Source organism: Enterobacter sp. Taxon_2, assembly GCF_058355295.1.
Genome location: NZ_CM178024.1, coordinates 15,786 through 30,997 on the forward strand (window position 1 = coordinate 15,786; position 15,212 = coordinate 30,997).

General features: G+C 58.3%; 15 protein-coding genes and 1 other annotated feature. Of the genes, 9 read left to right on the forward strand and 6 right to left on the reverse strand.

Annotated features, from left to right (window positions below):
- Positions 1-68 precede the first annotated feature (68 nt).
- Positions 69-140, forward strand: a sequence feature (ROSE (Repression Of Heat Shock gene Expression) occurs in the 5'-region of heat shock genes and acts as an RNA thermometer to modulate expression.).
- The 3 genes from ibpA (at position 134) to AC4IC4_RS00085 (ending at position 2,936) form a co-directional block, all read left to right on the forward strand.
- Positions 134-544, forward strand: a complete 411-nt coding sequence (ibpA, locus tag AC4IC4_RS00075) for a small heat shock chaperone IbpA (RefSeq protein ID WP_008500162.1) — start codon at positions 134-136, stop codon at positions 542-544. Its footprint overlaps the feature before it by 7 nt.
- Positions 545-680: 136 nt before the next feature.
- A complete protein-coding gene (gene ibpB / locus AC4IC4_RS00080) occupies positions 681-1,109 on the forward strand; it encodes a small heat shock chaperone IbpB (protein ID WP_024907389.1) in 429 nt (142 codons plus the stop codon).
- Between the two features lie 165 nt (positions 1,110-1,274).
- Positions 1,275-2,936 carry a putative transporter gene (locus AC4IC4_RS00085; RefSeq protein ID WP_491471938.1) on the forward strand — a complete coding sequence of 554 codons (1,662 nt, stop codon included), beginning with the start codon at positions 1,275-1,277 and terminating at the stop codon, positions 2,934-2,936.
- Here the strand turns inward: AC4IC4_RS00085 and AC4IC4_RS00090 are convergent.
- Complete coding sequence (locus AC4IC4_RS00090; protein WP_024907387.1) at positions 2,904-3,650, reverse strand: GntR family transcriptional regulator; 747 nt, start codon at positions 3,648-3,650, stop codon at positions 2,904-2,906. The genes AC4IC4_RS00085 and AC4IC4_RS00090 overlap by 33 nt on opposite strands.
- 221 nt (positions 3,651-3,871) lie before the next feature.
- Here AC4IC4_RS00090 and AC4IC4_RS00095 point away from each other — a divergent pair, with 221 nt between their 5' ends.
- From AC4IC4_RS00095 to AC4IC4_RS00110, 4 genes are all read left to right on the forward strand, one after another.
- Entirely contained in the window at positions 3,872-5,494 is a 1,623-nt protein-coding gene (locus AC4IC4_RS00095) for an alpha-glucoside-specific PTS transporter subunit IIBC (RefSeq protein ID WP_491471939.1), read from the forward strand.
- On the forward strand, positions 5,491-6,813 hold the full coding sequence (locus tag AC4IC4_RS00100) for a 6-phospho-alpha-glucosidase (RefSeq protein ID WP_032648560.1): 1,323 nt from the start codon (positions 5,491-5,493) through the stop codon (positions 6,811-6,813). Before AC4IC4_RS00095 ends, AC4IC4_RS00100 begins: the two co-directional genes overlap by 4 nt.
- 92 nt (positions 6,814-6,905) lie before the next feature.
- Positions 6,906-7,253, forward strand: coding sequence for a YidH family protein (locus AC4IC4_RS00105; RefSeq protein WP_032648558.1), 348 nt, complete (start codon positions 6,906-6,908; stop codon positions 7,251-7,253).
- Positions 7,243-7,590, forward strand: a complete 348-nt coding sequence (locus AC4IC4_RS00110; RefSeq protein ID WP_491471940.1) for a DUF202 domain-containing protein — start codon at positions 7,243-7,245, stop codon at positions 7,588-7,590. Before AC4IC4_RS00105 ends, AC4IC4_RS00110 begins: the two co-directional genes overlap by 11 nt.
- A gap of 32 nt (positions 7,591-7,622) precedes the next feature.
- Here the strand turns inward: AC4IC4_RS00110 and dsdA are convergent, their stop codons facing one another.
- Together dsdA and dsdX are read right to left on the reverse strand one after the other, a co-directional pair.
- On the reverse strand, positions 7,623-8,909 hold the full coding sequence (gene dsdA, locus AC4IC4_RS00115) for a D-serine ammonia-lyase (protein ID WP_491471941.1): 1,287 nt from the start codon (positions 8,907-8,909) through the stop codon (positions 7,623-7,625).
- 17 nt (positions 8,910-8,926) lie between these two features.
- The gene (dsdX, locus tag AC4IC4_RS00120) at positions 8,927-10,264 is read right to left on the reverse strand and encodes a D-serine transporter DsdX (protein WP_491471942.1); all 1,338 of its coding nucleotides are present in this window, start codon (positions 10,262-10,264) and stop codon (positions 8,927-8,929) included.
- Between the two features lie 204 nt (positions 10,265-10,468).
- On the opposite strand from dsdX, the gene dsdC reads away from it, so the two are divergent.
- Together dsdC and AC4IC4_RS00130 are read left to right on the forward strand one after the other, a co-directional pair.
- A complete protein-coding gene (gene dsdC / locus AC4IC4_RS00125; RefSeq protein WP_024907380.1) occupies positions 10,469-11,395 on the forward strand; it encodes a DNA-binding transcriptional regulator DsdC in 927 nt (308 codons plus the stop codon).
- Between the two features lie 84 nt (positions 11,396-11,479).
- A complete protein-coding gene (locus AC4IC4_RS00130; RefSeq protein WP_032648552.1) occupies positions 11,480-12,568 on the forward strand; it encodes a cellulase family glycosylhydrolase in 1,089 nt (362 codons plus the stop codon).
- On the opposite strand, the gene emrD is transcribed toward AC4IC4_RS00130, so the two are convergent.
- The 3 genes from emrD to AC4IC4_RS00145 form a co-directional block, all read right to left on the reverse strand.
- Positions 12,471-13,655, reverse strand: a complete 1,185-nt coding sequence (gene emrD, locus AC4IC4_RS00135) for a multidrug efflux MFS transporter EmrD (RefSeq protein WP_032648550.1) — start codon at positions 13,653-13,655, stop codon at positions 12,471-12,473. The two genes, AC4IC4_RS00130 and emrD, sit on opposite strands and share 98 nt — an antisense overlap.
- 175 nt (positions 13,656-13,830) lie before the next feature.
- A complete protein-coding gene (locus tag AC4IC4_RS00140; RefSeq protein ID WP_032648548.1) occupies positions 13,831-14,664 on the reverse strand; it encodes an EamA family transporter in 834 nt (277 codons plus the stop codon).
- A 62-nt stretch (positions 14,665-14,726) separates the two neighbouring features.
- A complete protein-coding gene (locus AC4IC4_RS00145; RefSeq protein ID WP_024907376.1) occupies positions 14,727-15,173 on the reverse strand; it encodes a GNAT family N-acetyltransferase in 447 nt (148 codons plus the stop codon).
- Between the last annotated feature and the right edge of the window lie 39 nt (positions 15,174-15,212).

A 15,212-nucleotide genomic window follows, 5' to 3' on the forward strand; every position in this document is an offset into this window, starting at 1 on the left:
TGAAAAGCCCGGTTGCAGACCCATTTTAAGAATACGACCCGATAACGAACTCGCCTGATGGGTGTTCGGGGGGCGCAAAGGCCTGTCCATGGTGGAAGGCTACATTTTCTCGCTGATTTCAGGAGTTTTATTTATGCGTAACTTCGATCTTTCTCCGCTATACCGTTCTGCAATTGGTTTTGACCGCCTGTTTAACCATTTAGAAAATAACCAAAGCCAGAGCAACGGCTACCCTCCATACAATGTTGAGCTGGTTGACGAAAACCACTACCGCATTGCCATTGCCGTCGCCGGTTTTGCAGAAAACGAACTGGAGATCACCGCGCAGGACAACCTGCTGGTGGTGAAAGGTTCCCATACGGCCGAGCAGAAAGAGCGTACTTACCTTTACCAGGGCATCGCTGAGCGCAACTTTGAACGTAAGTTCCAGTTAGCCGAGAACATTCACGTGAAAGGCGCGAACCTGGTCAACGGCCTGCTGTTTATCGAACTGGAACGTGTGATTCCGGAAGAGAAAAAACCGCGTCGTATCGAAATTAACTAATTATGCGGGTCGCGCGAGCGGCCCACCCAGACTAGCTTGCCGTAACGGGAGCATATGCGAATCCATCAGGATTTGCAGGAACAACTGCGCACAAAATTAAACTGTGCCGAACTCGCTTCTCAGAAGGAGATTTAGTATGCGTAACTACGATTTATCCCCCCTGCTGCGTCAGTGGATTGGTTTTGACAAACTGGCTAATGCCCTGCAAAACACCGCTGAGCAACAGACGTTCCCGCCGTACAACATCGAAAAAAGCGACGATAACCACTATCGTATCACCCTGGCGCTGGCTGGCTTCCGTCAGGAGGATCTGGATATCCAGCTCGAAGGCACGCGTCTGACCGTAAAAGGTACGCCGGAGAAACAAGAGACCGAGACCAAATGGTTGCATCAGGGGCTGGTTAATCAGCCGTTTAGCCTGAGCTTTACCCTGGCAGACCATATGGAGGTGTCCGGGGCCACGTTTACCAACGGGCTGCTGCATATTGACCTGACCCGCAACGTGCCGGAAACCATCCCGCCGCAGCGTATCGCCATTAGCGACCGGCCGGCGTTAAACAGTTAACAGTGTGCGGGTTGATGCCCTCACCCCGGCCCTCTCCCATAGGGAGAGGGTGAAAAGATAAAGCCCTGCCCCGGCAGGGCTTTTTTGTGCGCCATCGCCCATACAACCGCCCACGGCTCTGAGAGAATCCTTAGCATAACTAAGGTTATGCCAAGGAAGTGGATCATGAGTGATATCGCGTTAACCGTCAGCGTGTTGGCCCTGGTCGCTGTTGTTGGCCTGTGGATAGGGAATATCAAAATCCGCGGCGTCGGGTTTGGGATAGGCGGGGTGCTGTTTGGCGGCATTTTTGTCGGCCACTTCGCCGACCAGCTCGGGCTGGTGCTGAGCGCCGAGATGCTCCACTTTACTCAGGAGTTCGGCCTGATCCTCTTCGTCTATACCATCGGGATTCAGGTGGGGCCGGGGTTTTTCGCCTCACTTCGGGTTTCCGGATTGCGGCTCAACCTGTTTGCCCTCGGCATTGTGGTGATGGGCGGGCTGGTCACCGCCATTCTGCATAAAATCTTTGCTATCCCGCTGCCCGTGGTGCTGGGCATTTTCTCCGGGGCGGTCACCAACACGCCCGCGCTCGGTGCCGGACAGCAAATCCTGCGCGATTTGGGCATCGAACCCGGCATCGTCGATCAGATGGGGATGAGCTACGCCATGGCCTATCCGTTTGGCATTTGCGGCATTCTGCTCTCCATGTGGCTGGTCCGCGTCCTGTTTCGCATTAACGTTGATAAAGAGGCGAAAGACCACGAAACCACGCTCACCAACGGCCATATGCCGATCAAAACCATCAATATTCGGGTTGATAACCCCAACCTGAACAATATGGCGATTCAGGACGTACCGATCCTGAACAGCGCCAATATCATCTGCTCGCGCCTTAAGCGCGACGATACGCTGATGGTGCCCGCGCCTGGCACCATCATTCAGCAGGGCGATCTGCTGCATCTGGTCGGCCAGCCCGGCGATTTAAACAACGCGCGGCTGGTGATTGGTCAGGAAGTGGATACTTCGCTCTCAACCCGCGGTACCGATATGCGCGTGGAACGCGTTGTGGTGACTAACGAGCATGTTCTTGGCAAGAAAATACGCGATCTGCAGGTAAAAGAGCGCTACGACGTGGTGATCTCCCGTCTCAACCGTGCGGGCGTTGAACTGGTCGCCAGCCCGGAGGCCAGCCTGCAGTTCGGGGATATCCTCAACCTGGTTGGGCGCCCGTCGTCCATCGACGCCGTGGCGGATATGGTGGGTAACGCCCAGCAAAAACTGCAGCAGGTGCAGATGCTGCCGGTGTTTATCGGTATCGGGCTTGGCGTACTCCTTGGCTCCATCCCGCTGTACGTGCCGGGCTTCCCGGTGGCGCTCAAGCTGGGCCTGGCGGGCGGGCCGCTGATTATGGCGCTGATCCTCGGGCGTATCGGCTGCATCGGTAAGCTCTACTGGTTTATGCCGCCGAGCGCCAACCTGGCGCTGCGCGAGCTGGGCATCGTCCTGTTCCTGGCGGTGGTCGGGCTGAAGTCCGGCGGGGATTTTGTCGATACCCTGGTCAAAGGGGAAGGGATGAGCTGGGTCGGCTACGGCATCTTTATCACGGCGATTCCGTTGCTGACGGTGGGCATACTGGCGCGGATGTTCGCCAAAATGAACTACCTGACGCTGTGCGGCATGCTGGCGGGCTCCATGACAGATCCGCCCGCGCTGGCCTTTGCCAACAACCTGCACGCCACCAGCGGCGCGGCCGCGCTCTCCTATGCCACCGTCTACCCGCTGGTGATGTTCCTGCGCATCATTACGCCGCAGCTACTGGCGGTGCTGTTCTGGGGGATGGGCTAGCAGGTCGTCCGGGTGGATGCGCCGCAGATGGTAGTCCACCTGGTAATCGCTGGTATTTCGGAACATCACGGAATAATTGAGGAACTCGCCGCTGTCGCTGTAGGAGAGGGACGTAATGCGCAGCAGCGGCGTCTGTTCCGGCAGGTTCATATAACCGGCCAGCGTTTTATCTGCCAGCACCGGCGTCAGGCTCTCGTAGTTCCCGCTGATGGTAATCCCGCACTCCTTCTCGATGTAATCAAACTTTGACCCTTCAAGATGCGCCAGCGACAGATTGCGAAACAGCTTCACCGGCATAAAACTGTCCTCCAGCATCAGCGGCTTCCCGTCCACGTAGCGCACCCGTCGGGAAAAGTAGATCCGCTCATCCACCTGAATTCGCAGCTGGCTGGCGATGGCGGGTGGGGCGGGCATCACTTCGAACTGCAGCACCTTGCTCTGCACCTCTTTTCCCTGCTGGCGCAGCACCTCCACCAGCCCGGTCAGGTTGGTGGTTTCGTGGTGAACGTCTTTACGTGACACAAACGTGCCGCTGCCGTGCCGCCGCTCAACCAGCCCCCAGCTCACCAGCAGATCCAGCGCCTTGCGGATGGTCATTCGCGCCACACCGAACTCCTGCGCCAGCGCTTTTTCGCCGGGCAGCGGGCTGCCGATGTTGTAGTCCGACGAATTCAGCCGCAGCCGCAATCTGTCGGCAATAGATTTGTAGATCACTGGTAGACCTCTCTGCCCTTATCAGGGCGTGGGTGGCGTCCTGACATGTCTATATTTACCGCAAAAAGTAGACCTGATTGGTCAAAATAAAACCATGAATGCGATCACGAATCGCAGCGGCACGCCATGTTCGCGCATCAGTAAGTTCTTATGCTCACCTCAGGCCAGCAAAAAATCATAAAGGCCTCTACCCCTACAGGTTGTTTCATGAGGATTTAAAAATGCTCAGTCAAATACAACGTTTTGGCGGTGCCATGTTTACCCCGGTGTTGCTGTTTCCGTTCGCCGGGATCGTGGTGGGAATCGCCATCATGCTTCGCAACCCGCTGTTTGTCGGCGAAGCCTTAACGGCCCCCGATCATCTTTTCGCGCAGATTGTTCACATCATTGAAGAGGGCGGCTGGGCGGTGTTTCGCAATATGCCGCTGATTTTTGCCGTCGGCCTGCCGATTGGCCTGGCGAAGCAGGCCCAGGGCCGCGCCTGTCTGGCGGTGCTGATTAGCTTCCTGACCTGGAACTACTTCATCAACGCGATGGGGATGACCTGGGGCCACTTCTTCGGCGTCGACTTCTCCGCCGAACCGACGGCGGGAAGCGGGCTGGCGATGATTGCCGGCATCAAAACGCTCGATACCAGCATCATCGGCGCTATCGTGATTTCAGGCATCGTTACCGCCATCCACAACCGCTATTTTGACAAGCCGCTGCCGGTGTTTCTGGGGATTTTCCAGGGCAGCTCGTTTGTCGTTATCCTCGCATTCTTCGTAATGATCCCCTGCGCCTGGCTGACGCTGCTGGGCTGGCCGAAAGTGCAGATGGGCATTGAGTCCCTGCAGGCGTTCCTGCGCTCTGCCGGGGCGCTGGGCGTGTGGGTCTATACCTTCCTGGAACGCATTCTGATCCCAACCGGATTGCACCACTTCGTCTACGGTCCGTTTATCTTCGGCCCGGCGGCGGTTGAGGGTGGGATTCAGGTCTACTGGGCGCAGCACCTGCAGGAATTCAGTCAGAGCACCCTGCCGCTGAAAACCCTCTTCCCGGAAGGCGGCTTCGCTCTGCACGGTAACTCAAAAGTGTTTGGTTCGGTCGGGATTGCGCTGGCGATCTGGTACACCGCGTCGCCGGAAAACCGCGTCAAGGTCGCGGGGCTGCTGGTCCCGGCCACGCTTACCGCGGTGCTGGTGGGCATTACCGAACCGCTCGAATTCACCTTCCTGTTTATCTCGCCGCTGCTGTTTGCCGTTCACGCCGTGCTGGCGGCGACCATGGCGACGGTGATGTACACCTTTGGCGTGGTCGGGAACATGGGCGGCGGCCTGCTGGATCAGTTCCTGCCGCAAAACTGGATCCCGATGTTCCATAACCACGCCGCGACGGTCTTCACCCAGATCGGCATTGGCGTCTGCTTCACCGGAATTTACTTCGTGGTCTTCAAAACGCTGATTGCACGTCTGAACCTGAAAACCCCGGGCCGGGAGAAGAGCGAAATCAAGCTCTACAGCAAGGCCGACTATAAGGCGGCGCGTGGGCAAACTACAGCTCCGGCTGCGGCCAGCCAGCAGGTCGGGCAGGCCGCCGGATTCCTGCAGGCGCTGGGCGGTGCGGCCAACATCGAAAGCATCAACAACTGCGCCACCCGCCTGCGCATCGCCCTGGTCGATATGGCGAAAACGCAAAGCGATGACGTCTTCAAAGCCCTCGGCGCCCACGGCGTGGTGCGACGCGGCAATGGCATTCAGGTGATTGTCGGCCTGCACGTTCCTCAGGTGCGCGACCAGCTGGAATCGCTGATGAAAACCCCCTTAACGAATGAACAAACCACCTTGACAGAGGCTATATCATGAAAAAATTCTCAGTTGTCATTGCAGGCGGCGGCAGCACCTTTACGCCTGGTATCGTCCTGATGTTGTTAGCCAACCGTGACCGTTTCCCGCTGCGCGCCCTGAAGTTCTATGACAACGACGGCGCGCGTCAGGAGACCATCGCCGAAGCGTGCAAAATCATCCTTAAGGAGCAGGCGCCGGAGATTGAGTTCAGCTACACCACCGACCCGAAAGCGGCCTTTAGCGATGTCGATTTCGTGATGGCGCATATCCGCGTGGGTAAATACCCGATGCGCGAAAAAGATGAAAAAATCCCGCTGCGCCACGGCGTGCTGGGTCAGGAAACCTGCGGTCCGGGCGGGATTTCCTATGGCATGCGCTCTATCGGCGGCGTGCTGGAGCTGGTGGATTATATGGAGCAGTACTCTCCAAACGCGTGGATGCTGAACTACTCCAACCCGGCGGCGATTGTCGCGGAAGCCACGCGCCGCCTGCGTCCGAACGCCAAAATCCTCAACATCTGCGATATGCCGATCGGCATTGAAGGGCGCATGGCGCAGATCGTCGGCCTGAAAGACCGCAAAGAGATGCGCGTGCGCTACTACGGCCTGAACCACTTCGGCTGGTGGACGTCGATTGAAGATCTGAACGGCAACGATTTGATGCCGAAACTGCGCGAATACGTGGCGAAAAAGGGCTATGTTCCGCCTTCAGAAGATGCGCATACCGAAGCGAGCTGGAACGATACGTTCGCTAAAGCAAAAGACGTGCAGGCGCTGGATCCGGACACCATGCCGAACACCTACCTGAAGTATTACCTGTTCCCGGACTACGTGGTCGCGCATTCCAACCCGGAACGCACCCGCGCCAATGAGGTCATGGATCACCGTGAGAAGCACGTGTTCAGTTCCTGCCGGGCGATTATCGAGGCGGGTAAATCCTCTGCCGGTGAGCTGGAAATCGACGAACATGCGTCGTACATCGTCGATCTGGCGACGGCAATCGCCTTCAACACCCAGGAGCGGATGCTGCTGATTGTGCCCAACAACGGCGCCATCCATAACTTCGATGCCGACGCGATGGTGGAGATCCCGTGTCTGGTGGGCCATAACGGGCCGGAGCCGCTCACGGTGGGAGATATTCCGCACTTCCAGAAAGGGCTGATGAGCCAGCAGGTGGCGGTGGAAAAACTGGTGGTGGATGCCTGGGAACAGCGCTCGTACCAGAAACTCTGGCAGGCGATTACCCTGTCAAAAACCGTGCCGAGCGCGTCCGTCGCGAAGGCGATTCTGGATGACCTGATCGAGGCCAATAAGGGGTTCTGGCCAGAGCTGCACTGATCGTCCTGACCGGCATCGCCCGATGCCGGTCTCCTTGTCCTTGTCGATTTACGCTATGCTGAAGCCTGCCCGTAGCACGACAAGGAACCTTCATGAAAATTTCCCGCCTCGGCGAAGCACCGGACTACCGCTTCTCGCTGGCTAATGAACGCACGTTTTTAGCGTGGATCCGCACCGCGCTGGGATTCCTTGCCGCCGGGGTGGGGCTCGACCAGCTCGCGCCTGATTTCGCCACGCCGCTGATCCGCGAGGTGCTGGCGCTGCTGCTGTGCCTGTTCGCGGGCGTGCTGGCGATTTACGGCTACCTGCGCTGGCTGCGCAATGAGAAGGCGATGCGTCTGAAGCAGGATCTGCCCTATACCCGCGGGCTGCTTATCATCAGCGGGATTTTGCTGGCGGTGGCGGGCGTAGTGATGGTGCTGGTGTTCTATGGCGGATAGCCGCAAAGCGCGACGCGAAGCGGACCCCGGCCTGCAGCCGGAGCGGACGTCACTCGCCTGGCTGCGCACGCTGCTGGGGTATGGCGCGCTGATTGCCCTGGCGATTAAGCACAACTGGCACCGCACCGGGATGCCGTTCTGGATCTCGCTTGTCGTGCTGGCGCTGGTGGCGATTATTTTATGGCGCTATACCCGCAGTCGAAACCTGATGGACGTGGCGCAGAACGATTTTGTGCAGCCGAAGGCGGTGAGGGATAAGTTCCTGATCGCCCTGGCTGTTCTCTCATTGTCATTGTTGTTTGCGGTAACCCACATTCAACAAATTTTGCAGTTGTAGGCCGGGTAAGGCGTAGCCGCCACCCGGCATAATTACTTCCCTTTCGCCAGATACTTCGCCATCTCGTCTTCCGGCACCATCCCGCCGCCGGTCGCCCACACCAGGTGGGTAACGTTGGTATGCGAATGAACGCGCACCGGCCCGGCCATACCCGCCAGCGCCGACGGCTCCAGGCGGATCCCTTCCTCCTGCGCCAGCCAGCCGAGCATGTCGTACATGCTCTGATCGGAAAGCGTATAGAACCCGTCAAGCAGGCGTTCCATCGCACGCCCCACGAAGCCGGACGCGCGCCCTACCGCCAGACCGTCCGCTGCCGTGACGTTATCAATGCCCAGATCCTGCACGGCAATCTCATCGTGCAGGCCGGTGTAAACACCCAGCAGCATGCACGGGGAGTGCGTTGGCTCCGCGAAGAAGCAGTGGACGTTATCGCCAAAGGCCAACTTCAGGCCAAACGCCACGCCGCCAGGGCCGCCGCCGACGCCGCACGGCAGATAGACGAACAGGGGATGATCCGCATCCACCACGCGGCCCTGTGCGGCAAACTGCGCCTTCAGTCGCTCGCCTGCCACCGCGTAGCCCAGGAACAGTGTGCGGGAGTTTTCATCGTCAATGAAGAAACAGTTCGGATCGCTTTCCGCCGCTTTTCGTCCCTGCTCCACCGCCACGCCGTAATCCTGCTCATATTCCACGACGATGACGCCGTGGCTGCGCAGTTTGGCTTTCTTCCACTCGCGGGCGTCGGCGGACATATGTACCGTCACCTTAAAGCCGATGCGTGCGCTCATAATGCCGATGGACATCCCGAGGTTGCCGGTTGAGCCCACCGCAATGCTGTACTGGCTGAAGAAGTCCTTAAAGCGCGGCTCCAGCAGGATGCTGTAGTCGTCTTCAACGCTCAGCAACCCGGCTTCCAGCGCCAGTTTCTCCGCGTGGGCCAGCACCTCATAGATACCGCCGCGCGCTTTAATCGAGCCGGAAATCGGCAGATGGCTGTCTTTTTTCAGCAGCAGGGTGCCGGGAATAGACTTAGCAGATTCTTTCTCCAGCCGCGCCTGCATTGCCGGGATCGCGACCAGCTCGGATTCGATAATCCCGCCCGTGGCGGCCGTCTCCGGGAATGCTTTCGCCAGATACGGCGCGAAGCGTTTCAGGCGAGCGTGCGCGTCGTCCACGTCGGCTTTAGTCAGCCCGACATAGGGCAGTCCTTCCGCCAGCGTGGTGGTACGCGGGTTAAGCCAGGTGGTTTCTTTCAGGGCAATCAGATCCTCAACCAGAGGAAACTGTGCGGTTAAAGTAGTGATAGTTGCGTTTTCCATAATACGTCTCTTCGCGCTCAGATAATGAAGGAAAGCAGGAATGTGCTGCCAAGTGCAAGCACCGAGGCGATAAACGTCGCCGTCGTATAGTATTTGAAGGTCTCATTCAGGGTCGCGCCGCAGTACTGCTTCACCAGCCAGAAGAGGGAATCTGTCACGATCGTGCAGCCAATGGCGCCGGAACCGATGGCAATGGTGATGATCTCCGGGCTGACGTTCGGGTAGAGCGGCAGCATCGGCGCGACTATCGCCGTCGCCCCCATCATCGCGACCGTGGCGGAGCCGACAGCGGCATGCAGCACCAGCGCCACCAGCCAGGCAAGCAGGATAGGGTGCATGTGCAGGTTCGAGAGAATATGCGCCAGTGAGTCCGCCAGCCCGCTGGTTTTCAGGATGGCGTTAAACGCGCCGCCTGCGCCGATAATCAGCAAAATGTTGGCGATAGAGCCGAAGCCGTGCTCGGTGTGCGTCAGCATCGCGCCCATGCCCATATGCTGGCGGATCCCCAGCAGGTAATAAGCGACAAACACGGCGATAAACATCGCGGTGATCGGGTTGCCGATAAACTCCAGCAGCGTATACAGCGTGCCTTCTTTTGCCATATTCAGCTCGGCGATGGTTTTCACCAGCATCAGGGCAATCGGCAGCAGTACCGTGAACAGCGTGGCGCCCAGCGACGGCAGGGTGTGCTCTTCCCGCACCTTCAGGTCTGAAAATTCCGCCGGAACCGGTTTAAACGGCAGACGATTGCCGAGCAGTTTCAGGAACAGCGGGCCGCCGATCAGCGAGGCCATCAGGCCTACCATCAAACCGTAGACAATGACCGTCCCGACGTCCGCACCTAATTTATTGGTCACAAACAGGGCAGCAGGATGCGGCGGCACCACGCAGTGCACCGCCATCAGCGCGGTACAGAGCGGAATGGCCAGCTTGAGCAGCGACGTGTGGGTCTTTTTGGCGATGGAAAACGCCAGCGGGATGAGCAGGACTACGCCCACTTCCACGAACAGCGTGATGCCGCAGATCAGGCCCACCAGCACCATAATCACGTCTGCTGACAGCCAGCGGCAGCGCTGTAAGGTGATCCCGATGCGCTCTGCCGCGCCGGAGACTTCCATCATCTTGCCGAGAATGGTGCCCAGACCGATCACCGCCGCCAGGAAGCCCAGCGTGCCGCCAATCCCGCTCTCAATGGCGTTCACCATATCCAGCGGGCTCATCCCCATCATCGTGCCGACGAAAAAGCTCGCCAGCAGCAGCGCGAGGAACGGGTGAAACTTCAGTTTTACGATGGTTAAAACAATCAACACAATGCTGACCAGCAGCGTTGCCACAACCCAGACCTGAGATCCCATATCTCACCTCACCCTTATGTCATCTGAGGGTATTGGACGAAAAATCGGCGTGGGCTGACAAACGATATAAATTGGCGTTCAGGTGAGCCAGATTGGATCAACTGAGTGACTGCGCTCTAAAAAGCGCACTTAATTCGTATTAGGTTCACATAAATTCACCCTTAAACGGTATGCTGAGCGCAGCAACCACGCGTGAGAATTGTGATGACCGATGCAAATGAAGCCAGAAACCGGCTGTTAAACGGCTGGCAACTGTCGAAAATGTACACCTTTGAAGTGGCCGCCCGGCATGAGTCCTTCGCGCTGGCGGCGGAGGAACTGTCGCTTAGCCCCAGCGCGGTGAGCCACCGCATCAACCTGCTGGAAGAGGAGTTGGGCATTCAGCTGTTCGTCCGCTCGCACCGTAAAGTCGAGCTGACGCAGGAGGGAAAGCGCGTCTACTGGACGCTAAAATCATCCCTCGACACCCTGAATCAGGAGATCCTGGATATCAAAAACCAGGCGCTCTCCGGCACGCTGACGGTCTACTCCCGGCCGTCGATCGCCCAGTGCTGGCTGGTACCCATGCTGGGTGATTTTACCCGCCGCTATCCATCGATTTCGCTCACCATCCTGACCGGCAATGATTACGTCAATATGCAGCGAACGGGTATCGATCTGGCACTTTATTTCGACGATACGCCGCCTAACCATCTCTCTCATCACTTCCTGATGGACGAGGAAATTTTGCCCGTCTGTTCACCACAATATGCCCGTGAGCATGAACTGTTGAAAAACCCCGATAACCTCAGCCACTGCACGCTGCTGCATGACCGTCAGGCCTGGAGCAATGATTCCGGTACGGATGAGTGGCTGAGCTGGGCGCAGCACTTTGCGGTGAACATGCCGCCATCGTCTGGTATTGGTTTCGATCGTTCTGATTTGGCGATTATTGCGGCCATCAACCACGTCGGCGTCGCGATGGGGAGAAAGCGGCTTGTGCAGAAACGGCTGGAACGAGGCGAGCTGATCGCCCCGTTTGGCGAAAAGACCCTGAAATGCCATCAGCACTACTATATTTCGACGCTTTCTGGCCGTCAGTGGCCGAAAATTGACGCCTTTATCGGCTGGCTGAGAGAACTGGCAGGTTGAAGAATTATTACGCTTTCGCTCTACACCAAATATGAAAAAGCGTGCTAAATACAGGTAATGCTTTCGATTTATCCAGGGTAAACCGTGTTAAAGCCTTTTATTGTCTCTGCATTACTGATCTCTTCCGGCTGGGCGATTGCCGCTGAGCCGCCGCTGACGGCTGCCCATTATGCGCAGCAGCTTGGCGTCGGGATGGATGTGGACTGGGCGCGAACCGAGCGCGGCATACGCGAATTCGACCCGCTGGTGGTCCGCGATTTTCGTGCAAAAGGCATTACTCACGTGCGCATCCGCGTGGCCGATGAGCCGACGGAAGCGCGGCTGATTCACCTGCGCAAGCTGGTGGAAGCCTGCGAGCAGTATGGCGTGATCCCGATAATCGCTTATCAGGCTGATGAATATAAAAACGACCCAAAAGCCGACAACGAAAAAGAGACGATCAACTGGTGGATTGCCGTTGCGCACTATTTCGGTCAGAGCTACCCGCTGCTGGGTTTTGATCTCATTTATGAGCCAGCCGACAAGCTTAACCACAACCTCGCGTCGCTAAACCGCGTGTATGAAAAAACCATTAAAGCGATCCACGACATGGACCCGCAGCGCATGATCTTTATTGCGCCGCGCCTGCGTGCCGCACCGGAGGATTTATCCAGCCTGAAGCTGCCTGCGCACAGCCAGAACTACCTGCTGGCGGAGTGGCATATTTTCCCGTGGGGGCCGCTGAAAAATAGCGGTAAATACCCGTGGACGTCCGGCACGGCGGCGGAGAAAGCGGCTATCCATAACCGCATCAACGCCGCGCTGCACTGGCAGCAAAAAACCGGGCACGTTAGCTGGGTCGGGGGCTGGGGCGTGGGAGAATCAAGCCGCTTTACGCCAACCGCTTCGCAGCTGGCCTTCGCCACCTTTATGGCCTGCGAGCTGCAAAAGGCGAAAATCCCGTATGCGCTTAACGCGGATTTCCAGTTTTACGACGGAGAAGAGGGCGCCTGGCGGCCAGCGCCAGAGCCGTTATTACAGGCGATGATCGCCCCTGTCTGTGAAAAGCCCGGCGAGAAGCCGGGCCATCATGCGGTTAAACCGGCTGCTCGTGATGCGGGACACGCGACGCCAGCGGCAGCCAGCACAGTAAAATCAGCAGCCCCATCAGCGTCATCAGCAGGCCCAAACTAGCCTGCCCGGTCTGCGGCATCATCGCCGAGAGCCAGGCCAGCGCGCCGGAGCCGATATTCTGCAAGCCGCCCACCAGTGCGCCAGCCGTACCTGCAAGGAACGGGAACGGCTCCATCGCGCCGCTGGTGGCGAGCGGGAACAGCATCCCCGCGCCGAAGAAGAACAGCGCTGCCGGGATGAGCAGCGTCCAGACCGACATCACGTCAAACAGCCCCGGGATCCACATCATCAGACCCGCCAGCAGACAGCTGATCACCGACTGCCACATCAGGGTGGAGAAGCGCTTGTTTGGTCGCCCGGCAAACCACGCGCCGAAGAACGCCGCCGGGATCGGCAGAATAAACAGAATACTCACCACCATGCTGCTCAGGCCCAGCCCCGCGCCCAGCAGCACGCCGGAACAGGCTTCGAACACCGCAATGCCCGCCAGGCCGCCGATCAGCATCAGCAGATAGCAGGTAAACGCGCCGTTGCCGAACAGCGTTTTATAGCTGGTGATAAGCTTCGTGCGCGGCGCGTCCTGCGGGCGCGTTTCGGGCATCCAGCGCGCCATGCTGAAGGTGACAATCACGCAGAGCACCAGCAGGAAGGCGTAGCAGGCGCGCCAGGACCACATCGTGTCCAGCAGGCCGCCGATCAGCGGGGCCAGCAGCGGGCTGACCAGAATACCCATGTTTAACAGGCTGTTGGCATGGCGCAGCTGGGTACCCTGATACATATCGCGCGGTAAGGTACGCGCCATCACCCCGCCGACGCCGGTCCCGACGCCCTGAAGGGCGCTGGCGGCAATCAATACGGTCAGGCTGTGGGTGGTAATGGCAATTACCGTCGCCACCATGAAAATGCTCATGCCCACCAGGATCACCGGGCGACGCCCGACGCGGTCGGACAGCGGGCCGTAGAAGAGCTGCGAAACGCCATAGGTCAGCAGATAGGCTGCCATTACGCTCTGTACCGCGCCCTCGCGGACGTTTAATTCCTTTGCCATGTCGGCAATCGCCGGAATGTAGATGGTTTGCGCCATCTGACCGACGGCCACCAGTAACACCAGCATCAACAATAAGTTAACGTTCCGTTGCTTTTTCATGTCGCTGAATACTTTTGCCAAAAGAGAAAAATGAAGAATAAGTGACTGCGCATTCCCATAAATGCGCGAGGAATCTACCACAGAGAGATGACAATTTAAGCATTGTCTTGGTGAATGAAAAAACCGGCAAAGGCAGGATTTGTAAACAAGAACGGCAACTAATGTTGCCAGTGCTTTACGCCAGGCGCAGCAGAATGGCGCCGCCGGCAATGCCCAGCGCCGCCGCGATGCGCAGGCCCGCAACCTTCTCTTTTAAAAGCAAAAAAGCGATCAGCGCGCCAAAGAGTATGGAGGTTTCCCGCAGAGCCGCGACCACCGCCAGCGGTGCCTGCGTCATTGCCCACAGCGCCAGACCATATGAGCCCATCGTGCCAACGCCGCCGAGCAACCCCTTTTTCCAGTGCAGACGCAGGTAGCCGGACGCCTCGCGCCGACGCGCCACCATCGCCCAGCTCAGCAGGCAGAAACCGTTCATAAAGAAGGTCCATAGCGTATAGCCCAGCGCGGTGTCCGACAGCCGTACGCCGGTGCCGTCCACCAGCGTATATCCGGCAATAAAACAGGCGTTCAGCAGCGCCAGCCAGATCCCTTTCCGCGACTGCGTGCGCCCGTTCATCGCCATCGCCAGAATCGACAGGCAAATTACCCCGATCCCGGACCAGGCGAGCCACGAAAGGCTATCGCCGAGCGCCAGCACGCTGATCAGCGCCACCAGCAGCGGGGCGGTGCCGCGCATCAGCGGGTAGGTCTGGCTCATGTCGGAGACCTGATAGGTTTTCGCTACCAGCACGGTGTACACCACCTGCAAGGCGCAGGAGACAATCAAAAACGGCCAGCTTGCGGCAGAGGGCTGTGGAGAAAACGGCAGTAAGACCAGAGCGATAACCGTGGCGGAGCCGCTGACGCTTATGGCGGAATAGAGCTTGTCCGTTCCGGCCTTAACGATGGCGTTCCAGCTGGCATGCAGCAGTGCGGCGAACAGCAAAATGCAGAAAACGGTGATGGTCATGGCGTATCGGGTGATGAATTGTCACTCAACTGTAACATTCACACCCTGATGCTGCCAGCCGCTTACACCGCACAAAAAAGGCGGTGCGTCACCCGCGGTTCGTCCGAGACCAGCGTAAAACCTGCCCGGCGATAAAACCCATAGGCAGCGTCCGGTGCATGGGTATTGAGGAAATCAAACCAGATGCTGGCATCGGCCATCACGACGGTTAAAAGCTGCTTGCCAATGCCCAGCCCGCGGCACTTCTCGCTGACGTAGAGATGGCGAATACGTCCGGCGCGCGGCTGCTGGCTGAACGGATCGCGGTTGAGGCCGCACACGCCGACCAGCTTGCCGTTGAGAAACGCACCCAGCAGCTTTTCACCCGGTGCGTTAAAGCGGTTCTCACCACGCTGCCAGTTCTCTTCCAGCCTGCGCAGCATGTTGAAATTCAATGCGATACTTTCCGCCTTCAGGGCGATATAACCCGGCTCATCCGGTGTGACAGGCTCAATCAACAGACGCGACATAGCATTCCCTCGTTATTAAAGAGGGGCGGTTGCCCGCCC

Excerpts from the sequence above, each read along its gene's own strand:
- dsdC (WP_024907380.1), top strand. The coding sequence starts at position 10,469 with ATGACCGATGCAAATGAAGCCAGAAACCGGCTGTTAAACGGCTGGCAA.
- AC4IC4_RS00100 (WP_032648560.1), top strand. The coding sequence starts at position 5,491 with ATGAAAAAATTCTCAGTTGTCATTGCAGGCGGCGGCAGCACCTTTACG.
- AC4IC4_RS00145 (WP_024907376.1), bottom strand. The coding sequence starts at position 15,173 with ATGTCGCGTCTGTTGATTGAGCCTGTCACACCGGATGAGCCGGGTTAT.
- dsdA (WP_491471941.1), bottom strand. The coding sequence starts at position 8,909 with ATGGAAAACGCAACTATCACTACTTTAACCGCACAGTTTCCTCTGGTT.
- emrD (WP_032648550.1), bottom strand. The coding sequence starts at position 13,655 with ATGAAAAAGCAACGGAACGTTAACTTATTGTTGATGCTGGTGTTACTG.
- AC4IC4_RS00105 (WP_032648558.1), top strand. The coding sequence starts at position 6,906 with ATGAAAATTTCCCGCCTCGGCGAAGCACCGGACTACCGCTTCTCGCTG.
- AC4IC4_RS00140 (WP_032648548.1), bottom strand. The coding sequence starts at position 14,664 with ATGACCATCACCGTTTTCTGCATTTTGCTGTTCGCCGCACTGCTGCAT.
- AC4IC4_RS00110 (WP_491471940.1), top strand. The coding sequence starts at position 7,243 with ATGGCGGATAGCCGCAAAGCGCGACGCGAAGCGGACCCCGGCCTGCAG.
- ibpB (WP_024907389.1), top strand. The coding sequence starts at position 681 with ATGCGTAACTACGATTTATCCCCCCTGCTGCGTCAGTGGATTGGTTTT.
- dsdX (WP_491471942.1), bottom strand. The coding sequence starts at position 10,264 with ATGGGATCTCAGGTCTGGGTTGTGGCAACGCTGCTGGTCAGCATTGTG.
- ibpA (WP_008500162.1), top strand. The coding sequence starts at position 134 with ATGCGTAACTTCGATCTTTCTCCGCTATACCGTTCTGCAATTGGTTTT.
- AC4IC4_RS00085 (WP_491471938.1), top strand. The coding sequence starts at position 1,275 with ATGAGTGATATCGCGTTAACCGTCAGCGTGTTGGCCCTGGTCGCTGTT.
- AC4IC4_RS00095 (WP_491471939.1), top strand. The coding sequence starts at position 3,872 with ATGCTCAGTCAAATACAACGTTTTGGCGGTGCCATGTTTACCCCGGTG.